The following is an 18,487-nucleotide window of genomic DNA, read 5'->3' on the forward strand; positions in this document are numbered from 1 at the left end:
CATAGTTCACCTCTGTTGCGCGTAGGCTATGAGTTACGTTTGCCAGGTTCTGCCTGACAGGTATCACCCGCACAGCGGAAAATAAGTTCTGGGCGGCCACCGAAGTCATTCACGTAGGTCAGCACCGGCGCACTCCCTAAAGCACTGACGCTGGCGCTTAGCGGTGCATTGGATTTAGGGGGGACCATCAACGGCACAAACCCTTTGGCGCTCTGGCCACCTTTAGTGGTGCTAGCCTCAACGATGGTGATGTAATACGGCGTCGGGTTGTTGACCACATAGCGATCGCCTTGGCGCGTCAGCGTCATTTTTTCCTGCCACGGCGTACTCATCTGTTCCTTGGTCGGTTCAATCGCCTGCGGGCGGTAGAACAGTTTAATGCGTGTCTGCAATGCAATTTGCAGCGTGTTCGGCTTGTCGCTGCGCGGTGGAATTTCACGCAGGTTGAAATAAAACAGCGATTCACGATCCTGTGGTAGTTGCTGCAAAGCAGGCAGCCCCTGCACTTTCACCTGGCTTTTGGCACCAGACTCAATACGCTGCACCGGAGGCAGAACGATCAGCGGGCTGGTGATCTTATTGCCCTGCTCATCCTCAATCCACCCCTGGGCCAGATAAGGCAGGTGTTTGTTTTCATTGCTGACGTTCATGCTGACAGACTTGTTGGAAGCGTTATAAATCACCCGGGTACGATCCAGGGCAATCGCCGCATTGGCCTGTGAGGTAAAGATGGCCAGCAGCAGTGCGCCAGCGGTTAATAAATGTGTGGTCGTTAATTTCATCAGTCTTTTTCCGTTCAGCTTCTGTTTTCCGTTTCCGGATTTTCCCCTGCGGCGATTGGCCGACAAGGCAGCAGTAAATTCTGTGTCCCATGTTGTGGGATATGCGTTGGCAGCGTTATTTCGCACTGGGTGATGCCATTCCAGTTGGTGGTCATCTTGGCGCCGGGTTGTATGCCGCTCAGATAGACGCTGCCGTCATCGTTGATAATGCCGACGTCCCGTTTCTTGCTATTTTGTACCGTGGCACCGAAAGGCGGTGATGACCCATCAGCCAGACGAACCACCGCCATCGCTTTTTCACCAGCCACCACTTCAAAACGCCGTAAACCAATCGCCCCTTCGGTCAATGTCGCTTGCTGCACCGAGCTGAGCGCTTCGGTCTTGTCATCCAGCGCGTTCAGATCGATGCTGACCTGGTTGCGGTAGTAGCTGTTGAGATCGGACACCACGGCTTTACCAAAGCGGTTGGATAAGGTGGTGGCACCATAGCCACGCACAGGAACGCCTGCGACTCCATCGGTATCCAATAAAATGCGCGTTCCGCCAGGCATGCCAATCCGATGCATGGCCACGCCCTCCCCGGTCGCCGTCACCCCACCTTGCAACAACAGGCCCATGGAACTGGAGCGTCCAGCTTGATAACCCGCGTTGGCACTCACCTGCGCGTCGTTGCCCAAGTGGGTGTAGTAACCGCTGGCAACCGCGCCTTGGCGGGCACTACCTGCACTGATCTGATAGGAGTCGGCATCATTCACGCGGCCGAAATAGCCCACCTGGTGAGTATTTTCATTGCGATCCCATGACCCGCTGTAACTGATGGAACCAGAGTGGCCCCAGGGAATGGTGACCGCCAGATACATGCCGTCGTCGTTGGTGCCGTTAAATTTGTTGCGATAGGCGGTCAACGAGAGGTTAAGATCCTTGAACTTGCCCAGATCGAAGTATCTCGCCAGCGACAGGTTGTAATGATCGTTGGCACTGTCATTCCAATAGGTCTGGTGGCTGTAATTGATAAAAGTGCTCAGGCCCAGCTCGACAAACTGCTTATTGAACGTAACGGTGTACATCTCCTTGCTGCTCTGGGTGCGGGTACCAGTAGTCCGTGCGTCCAAAAATTCACTCATGTTCATAAAATTGCGTTCGGAGAAGCGATAGCCAGCGAACGTCACCTGGCTGTCATAATCGTCAAAACGTTTGGAATAACTGAGGCGGTAAGAGTTACCAAACAACGAGCTTTCCTGCGGCAAATTAGCCCGGGATTGGGTGACATCGAACGACAGTGCGCCCAGCATCATCAGATCGCGGCCAACCCCCAACGCCAACGCGTTATAGTCGTCGCTCCCCACGCCGCCACCGTACAGTGACCAGCCGTTGCTAACCCCCCAGGAGAACTCGCCGGTGGAGAACAGTGGCCCGGTGACGTTATGTTTCCAATCGGTCGGTCGGCCTGCCGCGAGTTTATAGCGCAGCGAACCTGGACGGGTCAGATAGGGGATGCTGGCGGTGTTTACGGCGAACTCCTGCACGCTGCCATCCTGTTCCTCGACGCGAACCTGCAGTTGGCCGGAAACCGCATCATTCAAATCCTGAATGCGGTACGGGCCTGGCGCGACCTGAGTTTCATACAACACCCGGCCCTGTTGGCTAATAGTCACCTTGGCATTGCTTTTGGCAACGCCACTCACTTCCGGGGCATAGCCGCGCAGGTTAGGTGGAAGCATGTTGTCATCGGTATTGAGCGTAACGCCGGTGAAACGGAAGCTGTCGAAAATATCTGAATTGAGAAAATTCTCCCCGAGCGTCAGGCGGGCAAGCAGCTTGGGCAAGGCGCGATAGGCGTAATAACGGCTCCAATCCAGGCTATTTTCGCCGTTGGTGCCAGACTGATTGCGCATCTGCAACTGCCAATCCGCGCGCAGACGCCAAGGGCCAAAGTTGGCCCCGGTGGTCCCATTACCACTCAGGCTATAGGCCTGATCCTGGTGCTGCTGGCGCGTAGTCAGGAAGTTCAGGTTATAGTCAAACAACGCACCGGTAATGCCGTTGTCCCAACGGGAAGGCGGATCCCAATTTTCAGAACTGTATTCAAGATAGGCTTGTGGCACGCTGAGCTGCAGGGACGAAGTCGCCAGGTCGCCCTGAACCGTCAATCCTGGAATGCTTTGCAGATCGATACACTGCCCATCGTCTTCCCAGACAATGTCCTTGAGCACGCTGTCTCTCAGGCCAAACAGCTCTATCAATTCAGGCGTCAGGCAAGGTTCGCTGCTTTTAGGATCTGCTTTAGATGGCGCGAAGGTGATTGAACGCTCCGCTATTTGCTGCCGGTTGAGAAACACCGCCATGGTGTAAGTCCCTGGCATAATATAGCCGCCACGGGAGAAATGACTGAGATCGAGATTCTCCCGATCATTAATATCCAACACATCGGTATTGAACTGGATATCCTCTGCGGCATGCGTAAGATAAACCGGGCTTCCCAGCGATAAAGCAATACAGACCCACAATCCGCGCAGCCGGAAAGTAGAATTCGCAACAGGTTTGGCCATCGATAAAAATTCCGTTTATCAGTAATAATCCATTTTGAAACGCACGGTGGAACGGTACTCACCGGCTCGCAGTATTTGGTGATTCGGCAACAGGTTTACGGTGTATTGCAGCAGCTTATCTCCGGAGCTCAACTCTGCCAGGGGCATAGCTACGCCGGGTAATGCGATGTTGCCTGATTGGTCTTTGATCTGTAGCCCAACGCCTTGGGCCTCGCCTTCAATACCCAGCAAGGCACCATCCTTCAAACCATCAAAGGTCACGCGGAATGCCTGCCAATCGGGCATCGTGGGATCGAAGCGTGGCAAGGTGCAGTTAATTAAGCGAATGACAAAAGGTTTAGCGATACCTTGCCCATCATGAGCAATTTGTGACGCAGGAACGGTGATCATCTCAATCACTTGCTCACGGCTGCTCATCTCAATGGCGCAGGCAGTTTCAATAATGCTGCCTTCCATGACGACACGGCCCCGTCCCAAAAACGTATCTGCCATTGCGGTTACGCTAAACAGAGTGCTGAGCAGGCAGCTCGCCACGATATATTCCATTTTGTTCACGCTGTTAATTCCCTTCGACACCATGACCTTCAGAATAAACATGCGGGTTTCCCCGCATGTGTGACCGCTTGACCGGTTAAAACTTACTGATAAGCCAGGGTGAAGGTCGTCGTGGTGCTGAAGTCGCCTGGGACGATTTCTGCAGCAGTTTTACCGTCAACACCCATGTCGCCCTGCAGGTAAGCAGAGAAGTTCAGGATGTTGGTTTGATCCTGGATGCCCTGTGGAGCAGTTGGTTGACCCAGTTTGATCAGCGTGCCGCTACCGTCGGTGATAGCCAGGCTAGCGCCACGAGCAGTACCGGTGATGCCCAGCAGATCGGCGTTACCCGCAGAAGTTGGACCTGTGAAGGTGGTGGTTACCGTTTTAAGGGTAGATGCATCACAGTTTTCCAGATGGATGTAGAAGTTTTCAGGGGTAGATTTGCCGCCGTCTTTCAGTGCCACGTTAGCGATCTGGCCCATCGGGATACGCTGGTTGTCATCGCCTGGGGCGATAGAGCAAGGTGCATCAATGATGGAACCGTAGAATTCGATTGTGCCATGGCCCGCGTCCTGTGCAGCATTGGCAGCAGAAACAAAACCCAAAGCGATTGCGGCAACTGTGAATTTGTTCAGTTTCATTATTTCTATTCCTTTATAAATTGATTGATATAAACGACTAATTAACCATCCATGTCAAACATGGTCTGGGCACTGCAAAAAACATGAGGCGACCGCCCATTATCCAATAGGAATACGCTTCATTTTTTATACTTCCGGCACTCAAGGTTGGTTATATCGGTCAGCCTTCTACGCTGGTACCGTAATAGACCCGCAAGGTCTTATATAACCCAATCTTATTGGTGCAACCAATTTTCTTCATAACGGACACGCGGTGACTGCTGACCGTCTTAATATTAATCCCTAAAATCGCACCGATCATTTTTGGCGTGTAACCGCGAAAAAGATAATAGCAAATCCGCTTTTCTCTGTTGCTTAACGCAGCCAAGGTCCCTTTAGGGATAAACTTGTCGCGTTTTGCCCATGTTGTATTTGGTGAATCGGCAATTTGTGTCAGCAGTGCATTAGAGCACTCATTGGTCGCAATAAAAACAACCCGGTCTCTGTAGCGTTGCTCAATGCTTAGCGACAATATATTCAATAACGCCGTACTGGCAATCACTACCATCAACGTTCGGCTTTTCTTTTCACGTATCATTTCGCTAATCAGCAATGCACTGCGTGCCGAACCATCCGATATCGAATGCTCAAAGGCAACATGACTATGCTGTTGCTGCAACTTAATCAAGCTACACCTGATACCTTGTAAAAAGTAGCTATTATTGCTGGAGATATGGAATGAAATCTCACTTATATCTTCACTATGATAGTCGAAATCATATTCACCCACACCGTACCCGTCATCCATAACGCTACCAAACTTATCGCCAAATCCATATCGGCTATCGTACATCTGCTTCCCGCCACTATCGCTGAAAAGTTGGATGCATGTTAGCGATCGACTCCAAAATGCCATAATCAATTTATATCAACCTGTGAAATTTCATTTAAGTAATATAAAAAAATCAATAAAATCATATCATTGTAAAAAATTTCACTTAAGATCAACTTACCTTAAGAAGATGCCTAGAGCGGTATATTTGAGCATTAATCGACATTAATCAATTTACTAATCAGAAAAATCTTGCTAAGTTTTATAACGCAAGACCAGGAGCAGCCTGGTTCCTGGCTGTTCAACGGTGATGCATTAGCAATCAACAAGAAAAATCTCATTTAATAAACTGTATGCTATCCGTTATTTTTTGTTTTAATAACGCTCGTGATTTTGAACAAGGAAGTAAACGAAATGACTAGTAATTGTCGCGGTTATTATTATCTCATCGGTGACAGCGTTGAGTTCTGGCCTGAGGAAAACCTGCTTTACTCTCGTGTCAACGGTGAGAAAATCACGCTATTTATCGCAGCCTCACGCTGCCTTCAGCTTTTATTAAGCCAACAAGGTGAACTGGTTCCGCAGCGGAACCTGTTTGAAGCCGGATGGCAAAAAAATGGCTTAGAGGTGTCTAACAATACCTTTTACCAAAACATCCTTATGTTACGTAAAGGATTAAAGCTTGCCGGCTATGAGCAAGCAGTGATAAAAACAGTGCCCCGCCAGGGCCTTACCATTCCCTCAATAGTTCCGGTAGCAAGAATAATACCGGACATGAGTACAGCCTCTGCCGAAGAAATATCCATTGCTGCGGAGGAAAACCAGCCGTCAACACCCAGCAAGGTGGATAAAAAAGCATCCTCCCGGCCTCGCCATGTGTGGGCAATATTGCTTAGTCTCTCTTTCGGTATCGGTATTGTGCTGTTAGCTGCGTGGAATAGCTCTGAGAACAAGAATTTCTTCTCAAATTTTAACTTCGTAGGGAATATAGAGCAGTGTTCGGTCTATCTCGACAACGGCCAGACATCGTTGCAGTCCTACATGCAATTTATTGCGCAAAACAACTTCACCTGCAAAAAACAGGAAGTTGTCTACTTTACCGCCAACCCATTGGTTCCACGAGCCTCGGTAATTCGCTGCGAATGGCCATTTGCTTCAGGGACAAAGAATCTCTGTATTTCTGAATATTATCTGGAGTGGCAGCATAATGAATAAGCCCCAACTGTTCGGCGTATTTACACTACTCTCTTTGTTGTTCCTGTTGCTCGCGCTGGGGGCATACCGCCTCTATAGCCAATATCAGCAAACCCATTTTAGCTGCGAAGCCATGCTGCTTGTTCACAAAGATGATGCGGAGCTGGCCCTCATGGTTAACTTTATCTTCCAAGGTAATAACGGCATCGTCAGTCTGAAGGGAACCCTTAAGGAGGGCGACAAAACCACTAGCGTAAGCAGGAGAAACTATTTTGATTTCAGTCAGATAAAAACAGTTTATCACCTTAAGTCAATCTCGGCAGTGACCACACCGGCCGACAACAGTGACACCAAAGCTCTCGCCCGTTACCTCCCTCTGTTTTACCTGGAACCGGGACTAAAATTCGACTTCACCGCTTACTCTGCCACCAAAGAAGGGTATGTTTTTTCTACCGGGCAGGTGCCGTCATTTTACTGTGCACGTAAGTGAAATGCTGCGATACGGAGATAGGTGACCAGCAAAGGGCTGTTTGACGTTAACGAGTTTCGCTTGGTGGAGACGACTCTTTAGCGCTGGGATCGAATGGCAAAAACAAAAAACCGGAGGAAAGAGTCTCTTTCCTCCGGTGATGACATCGCCGTGGCGTGCTTATAGAACATCCACCACAACAACCGCAGACCCGCTAAACGCGCCAGCCTTTACAGTCCCCCCCGTGGGGGCGAGAGTAGATTCAATCTGCACATTTACCGAGCCATTAATGGTGATTGGCGATGGGAATTTCGAGCCATTGATGGTGATAGTCGATTGTATTCCATTGCCGAAACTGGTGGTGTTATCCGAGAGCGCGGGGACAGTTATCACAACTTTAGCTGGCGTCGGGCAAGTTATCGTCGCCGTCAGACTCGCGGTATTCCCAGCTATGGCAGTGCCGTCCACCAGCCCGTGGTCGAGAACTGTGGGCCCGGTTATATCGCACCCGGTGGTGAAGGGTTTGTTATTCGTATTTACGCACGAAGTTGTCAATCTCGCGTTCGTGCTGTTAGGACCTTCATAGACAACACAGGTGCGAGTATTTCCTGTGTTCGCATTAATCCTGCTAGCCTTACCCTTCCAGCTCCCGCCAGATCCTAGCCCCGTTCTCTTCATTAATTCCTTTTGGAAATCCGACCAGTAATAGTAATTCTTAGCGTAGCCTTGAGTAGAATAACTAAAGGCACAGTAGGTATCTGTGGCATAAGCATTCCATCCAACATTATTCTTGGTCACACACACGTCAAAGAACGAGGTCGTGCCCGGACGGATGTTTGTTGTATCGTATTGTTCGACACCGTCGGTATAGGTGAAAAACATCTCTTGTGTTGTTTGGTCGAATTGTGCGCTGGTGATGACGAACGCAGCAAAACTGGACGTACTGGTCATCAGGCAGAGTAAAGCAATTAGCGATTTCATTCGTTTCACGATGTCGTACATAAAGTTAGTCTCGATTGCAGGATAGGCAGGCAGCTAAGCGGAGGAACAGTTGCTACTGGTACTCCAGCGCAAAAGTCGCCGTGGCCGTAAATGCCCCTTCCACTATCCCTTGGTTGGCCTTGGCCGCGGGTTCTGCCTGCACATAGGCCTGAAGCGCAATCACCATATTGCCCTGCGTCAGCGGCGTGGTGGAGCTCTGGATATTGAGCGGCAACGCCTGGCCAGCCCCCGTTTCCATCCCCACCGCCACTCCGCGGGCCACGCTGGCAGCATCCAGTGCCAACAACCCTGGCAATGCCGTGCTCTCGGTGCCCATAAACGTCAGCTTCACACCTGTTGCCACCGCCTTATCACAGTCATCCAGATGCAACGAGAACGTCTGGCTCGGGGTGCGCGTATTGGTGTAAAGGAACTTGTTAACCAACGTGCCAAAATTCAGCTCTATCGCCTCGTCACCTGGGCGCAGGGTGCAGGGTGCATTTACCAACGCCCCTCTGAATTCCACGTTCTCGACCGCCTGCGCCGGTGCGCAGAATAAAAATGGGCAGGTCAACAGCAGTGCCAGACCGATCCGTGGTAACTCTTGCCATTGCTTCATCAAGCGGCTCCTATTGATATTCCGCCAGCAACGTGGCACGGGCAGTAAATGCCCCGGGGACCGGTGGCTGCGCCGGATCGGCTACCGGCACTGCGCTCAGCCCCGGGAGTGATTGCACGTTAACATTATTAAAATACGAGTTCTGCCAAGGGAACGGTAAGCCCCCCTCAAGCAGAATACGGATACCCAACCCCGTCAGATTGGTTTGAATGGCAGTGGCGTCAAAACTGCTCGGGGTCCCCTTGAAACTCAACTTAACCACCCCTGCCGCACTGCAATCAATCTGGTAAGGAATCGGCTTGCTGTAGCGCACCCCGTCAAGATTGCGGATCACCAGATTATCGCCAAAATCCACTTCGATCGTTTCACCGTTATTGATAGTGCAGGGCAGTGCCTCCACCAGGCCGCCCTGAAAGTTCACCTGCACTGCCTGTGCTGGCTGCACCAGCATGCCCAGCAACATAGCCAGAGAAACTGTTTTACCCGTCATTGTTCATCCCTCACTGATAGTCCACCAACAGCGTGGTAGCCGCGGTAAAGGTTCCCCCGCTCAGGGTGCTGGACTTAGCCTTAACCGGGACTGCCGTCAGTGCAGGGCGAGCCGGGTTGGTAAAATTGAGCCAGGTATTCATCGGCAGCTTGGCGCCGTCACTGCGCAGCTCCAGGCCCAGATTGGCTTTGCTGGTACCGAGCACGCTGGCATCAAAACCTGCCCCACCGCCCTGAAATTGCAGCTTCAGCGTTGCGGAGGTTGCGCCAGTGCAGTCCAGCGTATATGTGATAGGCTTTTCGTAATTAACCCCATTTATCCGCCCGGCCAGCATATCGGTGTCAAAATCCACTGAAATATCGCTGTTGCTGTTAATCACACAGGGCGGTGGCACCACCAAGGTACCGGTGAACTTGACGTCCACGGCCTGTGCCGGTAACGCGCTACCCAAAGCGGTCGTCAGGGCCAAAACAGGCCATAACGCTGTGAGCTGTTTCATAACACCTCCACCAGCAGCGTTGCCGTACTGTTGAATACCCCGCCCGGTAAAATGGCCCCCGGCCGTTTCACCGGCACGGCACTGATGGCAGGCGGTGTGGCCGAATAACTGAAGGTAAACCATTCACCCAGCGCTAACGCACTGTTGTCCGGTTTCAACAGTTTGATCCCCAGATCCGTAAAGTTGGTTGCCAACACGTCAGAATCAAAGCCGCTGACCGATCCCTGGAACCGCAGACGCAAGCTGGAAGTGCTGCCGGTACAGCTCAGGGAAAACGGCACCGGCGTGGCATAGTTGTTGCCATCAATGCTGGTAGTCTGCAAGGCAGAGCCAAAGTTCACGTCAATCGTGGTGTTGCCATTCACTATGCAAGCGGGTCCCGTCATCACGATCCCCTTGATGGTGAGGGCAAGCTGGTTGCTGGCCTGTGCCGTAGCCAGACACAATGCCAAGCCCCCCACCGTACCGAGGGCAGTACACATTAGGCTCCTGAGAATGGAGCGTCCCTTAAGCCGATAAACCAACCTATTCATAGCTCAGCCTGAAGTTGACATGGGCCAGATACGCGCCCGCTTGTAGCGGCGCCCCAGTGCGCTCCGGCGCGATGTAGTAGGTCAGCACGTTGCTGCCCGGTGTCAGTAATTGCGGTTGTCCTGCCAACCCCGGCACGACGTCACGGCGGGAGGCATCCGTCAGGCGCAGCCCCATACCGCCCACACCGCGCGCCAGGAACAGATTGGGCTCGTGGCTATCCTGCACGCCGGTAAAGGTCAATGACACTGCGGGCTGGTTGGTGCTCCAGGTCAGGTTGCCCTGCTGGTCACGATTGTTGGCAGCGCTGCGCAAGCAGTCTTGCAGGCGCAGTTGTACTGCCACCGCCGTTCCCCGATCGCCAACATGTTGCAGGCGACCCGTTCCCACCTCCCCCAACTCGACCGACTGGTCGGCGCTGCTCATCTCCAGGCGGCAGGCGCTTTCGGTCAACGCTCCCGACACGCGCAGCACACCGTGCTCACCGTCAATCACCCCCGTAGCAGCCTGCGCCACCGGGGAAAACAGGGCTGCCAGTACCATTCCGCTCAGGACGGAGTCCTTTACCGTCTTGCCGGGCAGTCTTCTCTTTTCCATGATTGTTTTCCTTGTTCTTCCTTCCCGGTTCATGCCCGCCGGGCATCGCCCAACACCACCACTGACGCCGGGTGATTATTTGTCGCGCTTGCTTTCATCTACCTGGCAGCTGTTACCCCCGCAGCGGAAGGTCAGTGCCGGTTGACCGCCGTAGTCATTGACATACACCAGCACCGGGGTCGCCCCTAACGCCGCCGCACTGCCGCCCAGTTTGACGCTGCCCTTTGGTGGCACCATCACCGGTTCAAAACCTTTCACCACTTCGCCTTCTTTCTGGGCGCTGGCGCCAATCAACGTCACAAAATACGGCGTTGGGTTGTTGACGGTGTATTGATCACCCTTTTTGCTCAGCGTCAGTTGCTCCTGATACGGCGTCGCCTGCTGTTTGGCTGCCGCTTCGGCTAGTGCAGCCGGGCGATAGAACATCTTGATGCGCGTTTGCAGGGCTATCTGCAATACGTTCGACTTGTCACTTTTCGGCGGGATTTCCCGCAGATTGAAGAAGAACAGCGATTCGCGATCCTGTGGCAACATGTTGGCTCCTGGGGTTGCCTGGATTTTCACCTGCGTCTGCCCTTTTGGTTCGACACGCTGTACCGGTGGCAACACGGTAAACGCACTGTTTCCTTCCAGCTTGGTGCCGTGGGCATCCTCCAGCCACCCCTGAGCCAGGTATGGCAGTTCCGGGTTCTGGTTGCGTACGGTCAGGCTCACAGACTTCTCATTCCCCGGGAATACCACGCGGGTCCGATCCAGCGAAATGGCCGCCTGCGCAGACGGAGCCAATGTGGTTAATGCGGCTCCTGCCAACAGGCTCATCACAAAAAATCTTTTCATCATCATTACCTATATTCTTCCTATCGGACGTCATCTCGGCAGGCTCAAAAGCCTGCGGACGATGACGCCCTTGACTGTTCAATGGGTTTACTTCGCTGCCGTTATCCCTTTACACAAGGCAACAGCAGATTGGCGGTCATCCCCGCCGGTATTTCCTTCGGCGGCGTAATGCGGCACTGTTCGGCATTGTTCCAGTGCACCGTCATGGTCTCACCCGGCTTGATACCGCTGAGGTAGACGTTGCCCGCATCATTCACCATGCCGGTTTCCTGTTGCTTGGCATTCAGCACCGTGGCACCGAAAGGCGGCACCGAACCATCGGCCAGACGTATTACCGCCATCGCCTTCTCACCCGCGACGACTTCAAAGTGACGATAGCCAATGGCTCCTTCCGTCAGCGTGCCTTGCAGCACTGAGCCGGTGGCTTGGGCGTTGTCCGCCAGTTTGTCTACGTCGATACGTACGCTGCTGCGGTAATAACTGTTCACATCCGCCACCACCGCTTTACCGAAGATATTGGAGTTGACCGTGTTGCCATAACCGCCCACTGGCACCCCTGCAACGCCATCGGTATCAATCAGCATCCGCGTCCCGCCCATTAGCGATGTACGATGCAAAGCACCACCTTCGCCCGTCAGGGTAGCTCCGCCCGACATCGACATCCCTGCCGAGCTATACTGCCCGGAACGGTAACTGGCCATGCCATTCACCTGTGCCAGGGTTCCACGGTGTGAGTAATAGCCACTGATATCAGCATCGCTATTCGCCATCCCAGCCCGGACCGTATAGTTGTCGGTATCACCGACCCGATCTGAATAGTTGACCGAGTTGGTATTGTCTCCTGCAGCATAAGACCCGTTATAGCCCAGCATGCCGCTGTTTCCCCATGGCATGGACAGCGACAGATACATGCCGTCATCCTTGGCGTTGCTGAAATTGTTGCGATAAGCCGTCAGCGACAGATTGACGTTACGAAAACGGCCAATATCAAAATAGCGCGCCAGCGTCATGTCATAGCGGTCACTGGTGGCCTGGTTCCAATAGGTCTGGTGGTTGTAGTTAAGGTACCCACTCATCGCCAGCGACTCGAACTGCTGGCTGAAGGACAGGGTATACATCTCCTTGCTACGCCCAGGGCTTACCCCATTGGCGTTATCCTTGGCACTCAGGTAGTCCGCCATCGACATAAAACCGCTGTCGGAGAAGCGGTAGCCGGCAAAGGTGACCTGGCTGCCGGTATCATCAAAGCGCTTCGAGTAGCTCAGGCGGTAGGAGCCCCCCTGCTGAGTGCCTTGATCCGGTAGCCTAGCCCGGGACTGCGTCACGTCCGCAGACAAGGCCCCAAAAATCATCAAATCACGCCCAATTCCCAGTGACAGGGCCGAGTATTCATCCCCACCCAACCCACCGCCGTACAGCGACCAGCCGTTACTCACGCCCCAGGAGAACTCACCCGTGGCAAACATCGGCCCATTGATATTATGTTGCCAGTCAGATGGGCGGCCTGCCGCCAGCTTGAAACGCACCTGCCCGGGTCGTGTCAGGTACGGAATGGTGGCGGTATCCACCTGGAAACGCTGCACGCTGCCATCCGCTTCCTCAACCCGTACATCCAGTGCGCCAGAGACCGCGCTATCCAGATCCTGAATACGGAATGGCCCGGATGCGACCAGGACTTCCTTGATCACCCGCCCCTGCTGGCTAATCACTACCTTTGCGTTGCCGCGTGCCACACCGGTGACTTCTGGCGCATAACCACGCAAATTCGGCGGCAGCATGTTGTCATCCGAGACCAGGCTGCCCCCGGTGAAACGGAAGCTGTCGAAGATGTCGGAATTAAGGAAATCTTCCCCTAGCGTCAGCTTGGCACGCAGCGGTGTAATAGCCCGGTAGGCGGTGTACTGCGTCCAGTCAAAACTGCGGGTATTCTCTTTCGCCGAATCGCTCTGATGGTCGATCCTGGTCTGCCAACTGGCCCGCAGCCGCCAGGCTCCCAGATTGGCCCCGGTCACTCCGTTGCCGCTGAGGTTGTACCCTTGAGTACCATCCCGGTTCTGCCGCTGAACCTGGGTATTAAGGCTGTAGTCCAGCAAAATGCCAGGGATCCCCTCTTCCCAGCGCGACGGCGGATCCCAGTTCGCACTGCTGTATTCCAGATAAGCCTGCGGGATACTGAGATACAGCGTGTTGGTACCGAGATCGGTTCGGGCCTGAAGCCCATCCAGGCTAGCCAGATCCAGACACTCCCCCTGATGCCACCAGGTCAACCCTGCCAGTGCGGCCTTGGTCAGCCCCAACTGGTCTACCATCTCTTTGCTCAGACAGACCTGGCTGCCTTTCGGATCGTCGTCCGGCGCCAAAAACGTCACTGGGCGTGCCGGTTGCACCTGGTTATTCAGGCTTAAAGCAAGGTCATAAGTGCCCGGCAGGATAAAACCCTGGTGCGAAAACTGGCCCAAATCAATGTTGTCACGATCTTTAAGATCCAGGACATCCGTGTTGAACTGGATATCTTTTGCCTGGGCCACGTTCACCGCACCGAGCAATACGCTGCTGCCCAGGCCGGCTTGACACAAGATGGCAAGCAGGGAGCGGGAAAAATAACGCGCCATGAAGAGAGTCCCTTTAGTAATAATCCATTCTGAACCGTATAGCCGAACGGTAATCCCCTGCTCGCAACGTCTGTTGGTTACCCACCAGGCTCAGGGTGTAATGCAGTTGCATTTCTCCCTGGGTCATGGCTCCGGCCTGCAAGGCATCCCCCGGTGCTGCTACCTCGCCTCTGGCATCACGTATCATCAACGCCACGCCGCGTGCCTCTCCGCTCACTCCGAAGTGACCGCGATCGTCATCACCGTCAAAGGTCACCTGAAAGCGCTGCCAGTCGGGGGCTGTCGCGTCAACACGGACCAGCACGCAATCCACCAGGCGGATGGCAAAATCTTTTTCTGGCCCGCGACCGTCCCGGATCAGTTGGCTGACCGGGAGGGTGTCCATCACCAGACTCTGGTCACGGTCCCCAACTTCAATTGCACAAGGCGTCTCAACAATGGCGCCTTCCATGCTGACGCGCCCCTGCCCCAGCACATCAGCGGAAAATGCACTCCCGGAAAACGCCAGGGCACAACACATCAGCAGGGAAGGCACCACACAAGGCGAAACGCCATAAGTCCATTTCATTAACCAACTCCATGGGTCGCAAAAAAAACCTGCGGCAGAGCCGCCGCAGGTTGTTCAGCACTACACAACGAACTTACTGGTAGGACAGTACGAAGTTGGTTGGAACCTGGAAGCTACCTGGTTTGATCACAGCGTCTTCGCCACCACCTTTCAGAGCCGCAGTGAAGCTCAGGGTGTTGTTGGTACCATTAACCACAGTCCGAGCTGCGGTAGGGGTGTTCAGAGCCACTTTGGCACCGTCAGCCTGAGACATCAGAATATAAGCACCTTCAGCAGTACCGATCAGACCCAGACTGGTAGCATCATATGAAGAAGCCGTACCGGTGAAGGTCACAGAGACTTTATCTTTGGTGCCTGCAGTAGCAATGACGCAATCTTTCAGCTCAATGCTGAAAGCTTCTGGCGTAGAGACACCGGTATTATTGTTAGCTGCCAGAGCAACGTTGGACACGGCACCCAATGGGATAACCTGATCCAGTGAACCTGCAGCGATAGAGCAAGGTGCATCGGTGATAGAACCGGTAAAGGTGATCTTGCCTTCGCCTTGGTTAGCTGCGTAAGCCGTGCTAGCCACCAGGGAAGCGCCAATGATCATTGCAATTGCTTTAACTTTCATGAAATCCGTTCCTATGATTTATATATTAACTAAAATGTTAGGCGGACTGTGAAATACACTGCCACGCCTTTTATCACTACCCAACAATATTTCCGTTGCTTAGGATTGGCGCTATAATACCGTCATAGGAAAATACTTATATAGGACATTCCTCTTTGTTTTTTCTTGCTGTCTTATAAAAAAAACCACCTCAGTGAGCAACTCAGCAAGTATATGTATATACTAGGAAATATCTTAATAATGCGTTTTAAATAAGCATTTATTGCTAGTGAAAAAAGCAAAAAAATGTCTATTTTCAGAATTTTTTTATCACTATTATCGGCATGAAATACATTGACGAACTATTTTTTACATTTGTGTAACTTCCCGTTGCGGGTTGAGCGTTCTCCCCTCCCCCGCATCCCGACATGCCACAAGCGGGGAACAATATCGGTTATAATACAAGATTGTGAGATTGCGGCGCTGTACTGTAGCCCGGCAGCAGAGTAGGCTGGTTTAATGAGGCAGAGTCAGGTCTTAACCTACAGAGGTGGACATGGTTTTTACGATTTTTAACATGATTGCGTTCAGGAGCGAAGACGGGGCGATGTGGAACATTGCACAGCCCGACAGAAGGCTCTCCTTCACTACCATTCCTACCCGGTTGTTCACCTACCTGTTGGAAAACGCCGATAAAATGGTAAGCCGGGAAGAATTACTCAATAATATCTGGAATAAATACGGTCTGGAACCTTCGAATAACTCGGTGAATCAGTATATTTCGCTGATCCGTAAGTCATTGAGTGAGTTAGGTTGTGACGAAGAGATCATTAAAACCATTCCTCGAGTCGGCTTTTATATTGCCCGGGAGATGGTGTCTGCCAGTTCGGAGACACCGCACAACGTCGAAACCACAAGCACCAAAGTTCAGCCTGCAATAGAGCAATCAAGGCTACGCGGAGTGTATAAACCCGCGTTGCTCGCCATCAGCTTGATTATCTCAACCTTATTGGTTCTGCAGCCCTTCCGCTCCGCTACTGGCCACCTGGATTACCGTTTTCCGAAGTCTACGCTGTATAAAATTGGCAATATAGCGACCTGCCCTGTCTATGCGCTTAGCGCTAGCTCACCTGACGTCGCTGCACGCAAGGAAAAATTGGCCGAAGAGTTGGCTGCTGCGCATGCTCCGTGCATCAACAATGAGATATTTATTTTTCACTCAGGCGAACACTATGCCTACCAACGGTCCGGCAGAGCATTCATAACCCGTTGCACCAATAGTGATCACACCCTGTCTCATTTCTCTGACTGTAAGGCCGTCTATGCTTTCGCTAAATAATCGCTCAGGCAGGTTCATCGGGTTGGTTGCTCTCGCCTTGGTCGCTGTAGCCTTGCTATTCAACCTCCTGATGCATAAATTTTTCATTACCGAGAAAGGCCCAAAAGTGAGCTGTGCCGCCTTTTTCCTGGTACAAAGCGACTTGCAAACCCAGGGCGTCATGAGTTTACATATTGATGGTGTAAGCCATGGGAGAATGCATATCTCAGCTACGGTCAAGGATAGCGTTGGCGCAGTAAAGTATAATCTGCTGCGCAATGTCAATTTTGAATATCGTTATGAAGGTGATGGTCACCTCGCCTTGCAACTGGTGGATGTCAATAAAAATGCCAGCGATACTATGCCGAATGAGTTGTTTAACCAGTCCATTTTTGATTTTTCGGTGAAAGCCCGGCAACTGAGGATCACCGAAGTGGGTGATGGCTACTTATTGTGGAATGACTTTTCGCCAGTGATGATGTGCATTCACAATCAATAACAGGCCAGTTTATGACTGAACAGTAAAGCGCTCTCTCTTCCCACTCTGCGAATGCGATGGCTGAAGGATGGTATCCAGCGCCATCGCACGGGTATTTCGCGGTTTATTGCACATGAGTATTACCGAACTTAAGCATATACAATTCATTGAAGTTTCTTGCCCCATGTCGTTTTACCGCCTTGGCCTTATAACCACTGACCGTTTTTATCGACAGATGCAGCATCTTGGCTATCTGTGATTGCGAGTACCCCTCCACTAAGAGCTTTACTACTCGGTGCTCTTTCTGCGACGACTTCAAGACTTCCCCCCAAATATCGCCAAAGATATTGTCCGCTACCGTCTTGGGTTGCGCTGAGTTCATAGCTCGGACCAGGTTTTTCAGATCGGCATAGGCGATTTTTTTATCAACTATAAAGTCGGATAAATGCTTAAGTATTACAGAACACTCTTTACCTTTGGAAAGCAGCGTGATCACATAAATCGTTTTGCTTTCCTTTTTAAGGCCATAAATCTGTTTTATGGTGCTGTATATATCGGTTGAGTCTCCATCAACAAAAGCAACGTAACTTTCATCATGATGCAAGCTTGAATTTGGCTCAGAGTTTAAGGACTCGACAATTGAATCGAAGGCAACCTTATTTAAAGGGCAAGGGTAATTCGTGTCAAACAAATACATGGATAACTTCCTGAAAGAATAATACTTGAATTTGGTGAAGCACCAGGCCTAAGGCTATTCAAGATAACCTTGTTCATTGTTAATCGACGTCAGAGGCCTAACCCCTTAAGGGTTTTGACTGATATCTACCTGGTGTTGAACTTATCGTTACTGCTCAGGATTGACGTTGTGCCTGCCAGGCCTAAACCCGGCAAACTGCACCCCACATCAATCTGAGCCTCAAGTTACAGGAAAAGTTATCACGCAGTTATTTATAACTGCAATTACGTTATTTATAGATTTAAATTCTAAATTTTAGATTTATTAATGGAGTTATAGGAATTTAACACCACGCAACCGCAGTGGAATTCAGCAGCAAGTCATCCTATTGCTTAACCTCAACACCAAGAATGCTGTCTATTAGGTGATATCAAGCATTATTCCTTAGCTTTAGCATGTAGAGCTCATTGAAGTTTCTTGCCCCATGTCTTTTTATCGCCTTAACCTTATAGCCGCTGATGGTTTTTATCGATAAGTTTAACATTTTGGCTATTTGGTATTGGCTGTGGCCATCCAACAACAGCTTCAACACCAGATACTCTTTCTGAGAAGACTTCAAAATGTCCCCCCAGATATCGCCAAAAACATTATCCGCTAACGCCTTGGGGCTTGCCGTAACCATGGTTCTGATCAGCCGTTGCAG

Annotated in this window: 21 protein-coding genes; 4 read left to right on the forward strand and 17 right to left on the reverse strand. The window is 51.7% G+C overall.

The genetic code is table 11. From position 1 onward, the window contains the following. Positions 1–26 precede the first annotated feature (26 nt). The 5 genes from JHD74_RS20465 to JHD74_RS20485 form a co-directional block, all read right to left on the reverse strand. Positions 27–782, reverse strand: a complete 756-nt coding sequence (locus tag JHD74_RS20465; RefSeq protein WP_074031638.1) for a fimbria/pilus periplasmic chaperone — start codon at positions 780–782, stop codon at positions 27–29. Positions 783–796: 14 nt separating this feature from the next. After that, on the reverse strand, positions 797–3,331 hold the full coding sequence (locus JHD74_RS20470; protein ID WP_199063389.1) for an outer membrane usher protein: 2,535 nt from the start codon (positions 3,329–3,331) through the stop codon (positions 797–799). Between the two features lie 18 nt (positions 3,332–3,349). Continuing rightward, the gene (locus JHD74_RS20475) at positions 3,350–3,928 is read right to left on the reverse strand and encodes a fimbrial protein (RefSeq protein WP_233169615.1); all 579 of its coding nucleotides are present in this window, start codon (positions 3,926–3,928) and stop codon (positions 3,350–3,352) included. 41 nt (positions 3,929–3,969) lie between these two features. Continuing rightward, positions 3,970–4,509, reverse strand: coding sequence for a fimbrial protein (locus JHD74_RS20480; RefSeq protein ID WP_074031636.1), 540 nt, complete (start codon positions 4,507–4,509; stop codon positions 3,970–3,972). 160 nt (positions 4,510–4,669) lie between these two features. Next, positions 4,670–5,341, reverse strand: a complete 672-nt coding sequence (locus JHD74_RS20485; RefSeq protein WP_199063390.1) for a helix-turn-helix transcriptional regulator — start codon at positions 5,339–5,341, stop codon at positions 4,670–4,672. Between the two features lie 393 nt (positions 5,342–5,734). Here JHD74_RS20485 and JHD74_RS20490 point away from each other — a divergent pair, with 393 nt between their 5' ends. Both JHD74_RS20490 and JHD74_RS20495 read left to right on the forward strand, forming a co-directional pair. After that, complete coding sequence (locus tag JHD74_RS20490; protein ID WP_074031634.1) at positions 5,735–6,535, forward strand: winged helix-turn-helix domain-containing protein; 801 nt, start codon at positions 5,735–5,737, stop codon at positions 6,533–6,535. After that, positions 6,528–7,004, forward strand: coding sequence for a hypothetical protein (locus tag JHD74_RS20495; RefSeq protein ID WP_074031633.1), 477 nt, complete (start codon positions 6,528–6,530; stop codon positions 7,002–7,004). The genes JHD74_RS20490 and JHD74_RS20495 overlap by 8 nt, the downstream gene beginning before the upstream one ends. Before the next feature lie 159 nt (positions 7,005–7,163). Here the strand turns inward: JHD74_RS20495 and JHD74_RS20500 are convergent, their stop codons facing one another. The 10 genes from JHD74_RS20500 to JHD74_RS20545 form a co-directional block, all read right to left on the reverse strand. Beyond that, the gene (locus JHD74_RS20500) at positions 7,164–7,985 is read right to left on the reverse strand and encodes a PapG chaperone-binding domain-containing protein (protein ID WP_186529390.1); all 822 of its coding nucleotides are present in this window, start codon (positions 7,983–7,985) and stop codon (positions 7,164–7,166) included. Positions 7,986–8,037: 52 nt separating this feature from the next. Then, positions 8,038–8,583 carry a fimbrial protein gene (locus JHD74_RS20505; protein ID WP_199063391.1) on the reverse strand — a complete coding sequence of 182 codons (546 nt, stop codon included), beginning with the start codon at positions 8,581–8,583 and terminating at the stop codon, positions 8,038–8,040. Between the two features lie 10 nt (positions 8,584–8,593). Next, positions 8,594–9,073 carry a fimbrial protein gene (locus JHD74_RS20510; RefSeq protein WP_065687006.1) on the reverse strand — a complete coding sequence of 160 codons (480 nt, stop codon included), beginning with the start codon at positions 9,071–9,073 and terminating at the stop codon, positions 8,594–8,596. A 10-nt stretch (positions 9,074–9,083) separates the two neighbouring features. Next, positions 9,084–9,572 (reverse strand): fimbrial protein, encoded by a 489-nt coding sequence (locus tag JHD74_RS20515; RefSeq protein ID WP_199063392.1) that lies wholly within the window; start codon positions 9,570–9,572, stop codon positions 9,084–9,086. Then, positions 9,569–10,054, reverse strand: coding sequence for a fimbrial protein (locus JHD74_RS20520; RefSeq protein ID WP_074031628.1), 486 nt, complete (start codon positions 10,052–10,054; stop codon positions 9,569–9,571). The genes JHD74_RS20515 and JHD74_RS20520 overlap by 4 nt, the downstream gene beginning before the upstream one ends. 43 nt (positions 10,055–10,097) lie before the next feature. Next, on the reverse strand, positions 10,098–10,700 hold the full coding sequence (locus JHD74_RS20525; protein ID WP_081375849.1) for a fimbrial protein: 603 nt from the start codon (positions 10,698–10,700) through the stop codon (positions 10,098–10,100). A gap of 75 nt (positions 10,701–10,775) precedes the next feature. After that, on the reverse strand, positions 10,776–11,537 hold the full coding sequence (locus tag JHD74_RS20530) for a fimbria/pilus periplasmic chaperone (protein WP_199063393.1): 762 nt from the start codon (positions 11,535–11,537) through the stop codon (positions 10,776–10,778). 101 nt (positions 11,538–11,638) lie between these two features. Continuing rightward, positions 11,639–14,149, reverse strand: coding sequence for an outer membrane usher protein (locus JHD74_RS20535; RefSeq protein ID WP_199063394.1), 2,511 nt, complete (start codon positions 14,147–14,149; stop codon positions 11,639–11,641). Positions 14,150–14,162: 13 nt separating this feature from the next. After that, positions 14,163–14,717, reverse strand: a complete 555-nt coding sequence (locus JHD74_RS20540) for a fimbrial protein (protein ID WP_074031625.1) — start codon at positions 14,715–14,717, stop codon at positions 14,163–14,165. Between the two features lie 73 nt (positions 14,718–14,790). Next, a complete protein-coding gene (locus JHD74_RS20545) occupies positions 14,791–15,333 on the reverse strand; it encodes a fimbrial protein (protein ID WP_074031624.1) in 543 nt (180 codons plus the stop codon). A gap of 535 nt (positions 15,334–15,868) precedes the next feature. On the opposite strand from JHD74_RS20545, the gene JHD74_RS20550 reads away from it, so the two are divergent. Both JHD74_RS20550 and JHD74_RS20555 read left to right on the forward strand, forming a co-directional pair. After that, positions 15,869–16,651, forward strand: coding sequence for a helix-turn-helix domain-containing protein (locus JHD74_RS20550; protein WP_074031623.1), 783 nt, complete (start codon positions 15,869–15,871; stop codon positions 16,649–16,651). Continuing rightward, on the forward strand, positions 16,635–17,129 hold the full coding sequence (locus tag JHD74_RS20555; protein ID WP_074031622.1) for a hypothetical protein: 495 nt from the start codon (positions 16,635–16,637) through the stop codon (positions 17,127–17,129). The genes JHD74_RS20550 and JHD74_RS20555 overlap by 17 nt, the downstream gene beginning before the upstream one ends. Positions 17,130–17,232: 103 nt before the next feature. On the opposite strand, the gene JHD74_RS20560 is transcribed toward JHD74_RS20555, so the two are convergent. Both JHD74_RS20560 and JHD74_RS20565 read right to left on the reverse strand, forming a co-directional pair. After that, the gene (locus JHD74_RS20560; protein WP_199063395.1) at positions 17,233–17,805 is read right to left on the reverse strand and encodes a LuxR C-terminal-related transcriptional regulator; all 573 of its coding nucleotides are present in this window, start codon (positions 17,803–17,805) and stop codon (positions 17,233–17,235) included. Positions 17,806–18,214: 409 nt separating this feature from the next. Further along, positions 18,215–18,487, reverse strand: a 273-nt coding sequence (locus JHD74_RS20565) for a LuxR C-terminal-related transcriptional regulator (protein ID WP_233169616.1), incomplete at its 5' end; no start/stop codon positions are given.

It is taken from the genome of Serratia sp. ASV30, from assembly GCF_016428815.1.
GTDB lineage: Bacteria > Pseudomonadota > Gammaproteobacteria > Enterobacterales > Enterobacteriaceae > Chania > Chania fonticola_C.

Coding starts and splice junctions, on each gene's coding strand:
- JHD74_RS20465 (WP_074031638.1), bottom strand. CDS start 782: ATGAAATTAACGACCACACATTTATTAACCGCTGGCGCACTGCTGCTG.
- JHD74_RS20470 (WP_199063389.1), bottom strand. CDS start 3,331: ATGGCCAAACCTGTTGCGAATTCTACTTTCCGGCTGCGCGGATTGTGG.
- JHD74_RS20475 (WP_233169615.1), bottom strand. CDS start 3,928: ATGTTTATTCTGAAGGTCATGGTGTCGAAGGGAATTAACAGCGTGAAC.
- JHD74_RS20480 (WP_074031636.1), bottom strand. CDS start 4,509: ATGAAACTGAACAAATTCACAGTTGCCGCAATCGCTTTGGGTTTTGTT.
- JHD74_RS20485 (WP_199063390.1), bottom strand. CDS start 5,341: ATGTACGATAGCCGATATGGATTTGGCGATAAGTTTGGTAGCGTTATG.
- JHD74_RS20490 (WP_074031634.1), top strand. CDS start 5,735: ATGACTAGTAATTGTCGCGGTTATTATTATCTCATCGGTGACAGCGTT.
- JHD74_RS20495 (WP_074031633.1), top strand. CDS start 6,528: ATGAATAAGCCCCAACTGTTCGGCGTATTTACACTACTCTCTTTGTTG.
- JHD74_RS20500 (WP_186529390.1), bottom strand. CDS start 7,985: ATGTACGACATCGTGAAACGAATGAAATCGCTAATTGCTTTACTCTGC.
- JHD74_RS20505 (WP_199063391.1), bottom strand. CDS start 8,583: ATGAAGCAATGGCAAGAGTTACCACGGATCGGTCTGGCACTGCTGTTG.
- JHD74_RS20510 (WP_065687006.1), bottom strand. CDS start 9,073: ATGACGGGTAAAACAGTTTCTCTGGCTATGTTGCTGGGCATGCTGGTG.
- JHD74_RS20515 (WP_199063392.1), bottom strand. CDS start 9,572: ATGAAACAGCTCACAGCGTTATGGCCTGTTTTGGCCCTGACGACCGCT.
- JHD74_RS20520 (WP_074031628.1), bottom strand. CDS start 10,054: ATGTGTACTGCCCTCGGTACGGTGGGGGGCTTGGCATTGTGTCTGGCT.
- JHD74_RS20525 (WP_081375849.1), bottom strand. CDS start 10,700: ATGGAAAAGAGAAGACTGCCCGGCAAGACGGTAAAGGACTCCGTCCTG.
- JHD74_RS20530 (WP_199063393.1), bottom strand. CDS start 11,537: ATGAAAAGATTTTTTGTGATGAGCCTGTTGGCAGGAGCCGCATTAACC.
- JHD74_RS20535 (WP_199063394.1), bottom strand. CDS start 14,149: ATGGCGCGTTATTTTTCCCGCTCCCTGCTTGCCATCTTGTGTCAAGCC.
- JHD74_RS20540 (WP_074031625.1), bottom strand. CDS start 14,717: ATGAAATGGACTTATGGCGTTTCGCCTTGTGTGGTGCCTTCCCTGCTG.
- JHD74_RS20545 (WP_074031624.1), bottom strand. CDS start 15,333: ATGAAAGTTAAAGCAATTGCAATGATCATTGGCGCTTCCCTGGTGGCT.
- JHD74_RS20550 (WP_074031623.1), top strand. CDS start 15,869: ATGGTTTTTACGATTTTTAACATGATTGCGTTCAGGAGCGAAGACGGG.
- JHD74_RS20555 (WP_074031622.1), top strand. CDS start 16,635: ATGCTTTCGCTAAATAATCGCTCAGGCAGGTTCATCGGGTTGGTTGCT.
- JHD74_RS20560 (WP_199063395.1), bottom strand. CDS start 17,805: ATGTATTTGTTTGACACGAATTACCCTTGCCCTTTAAATAAGGTTGCC.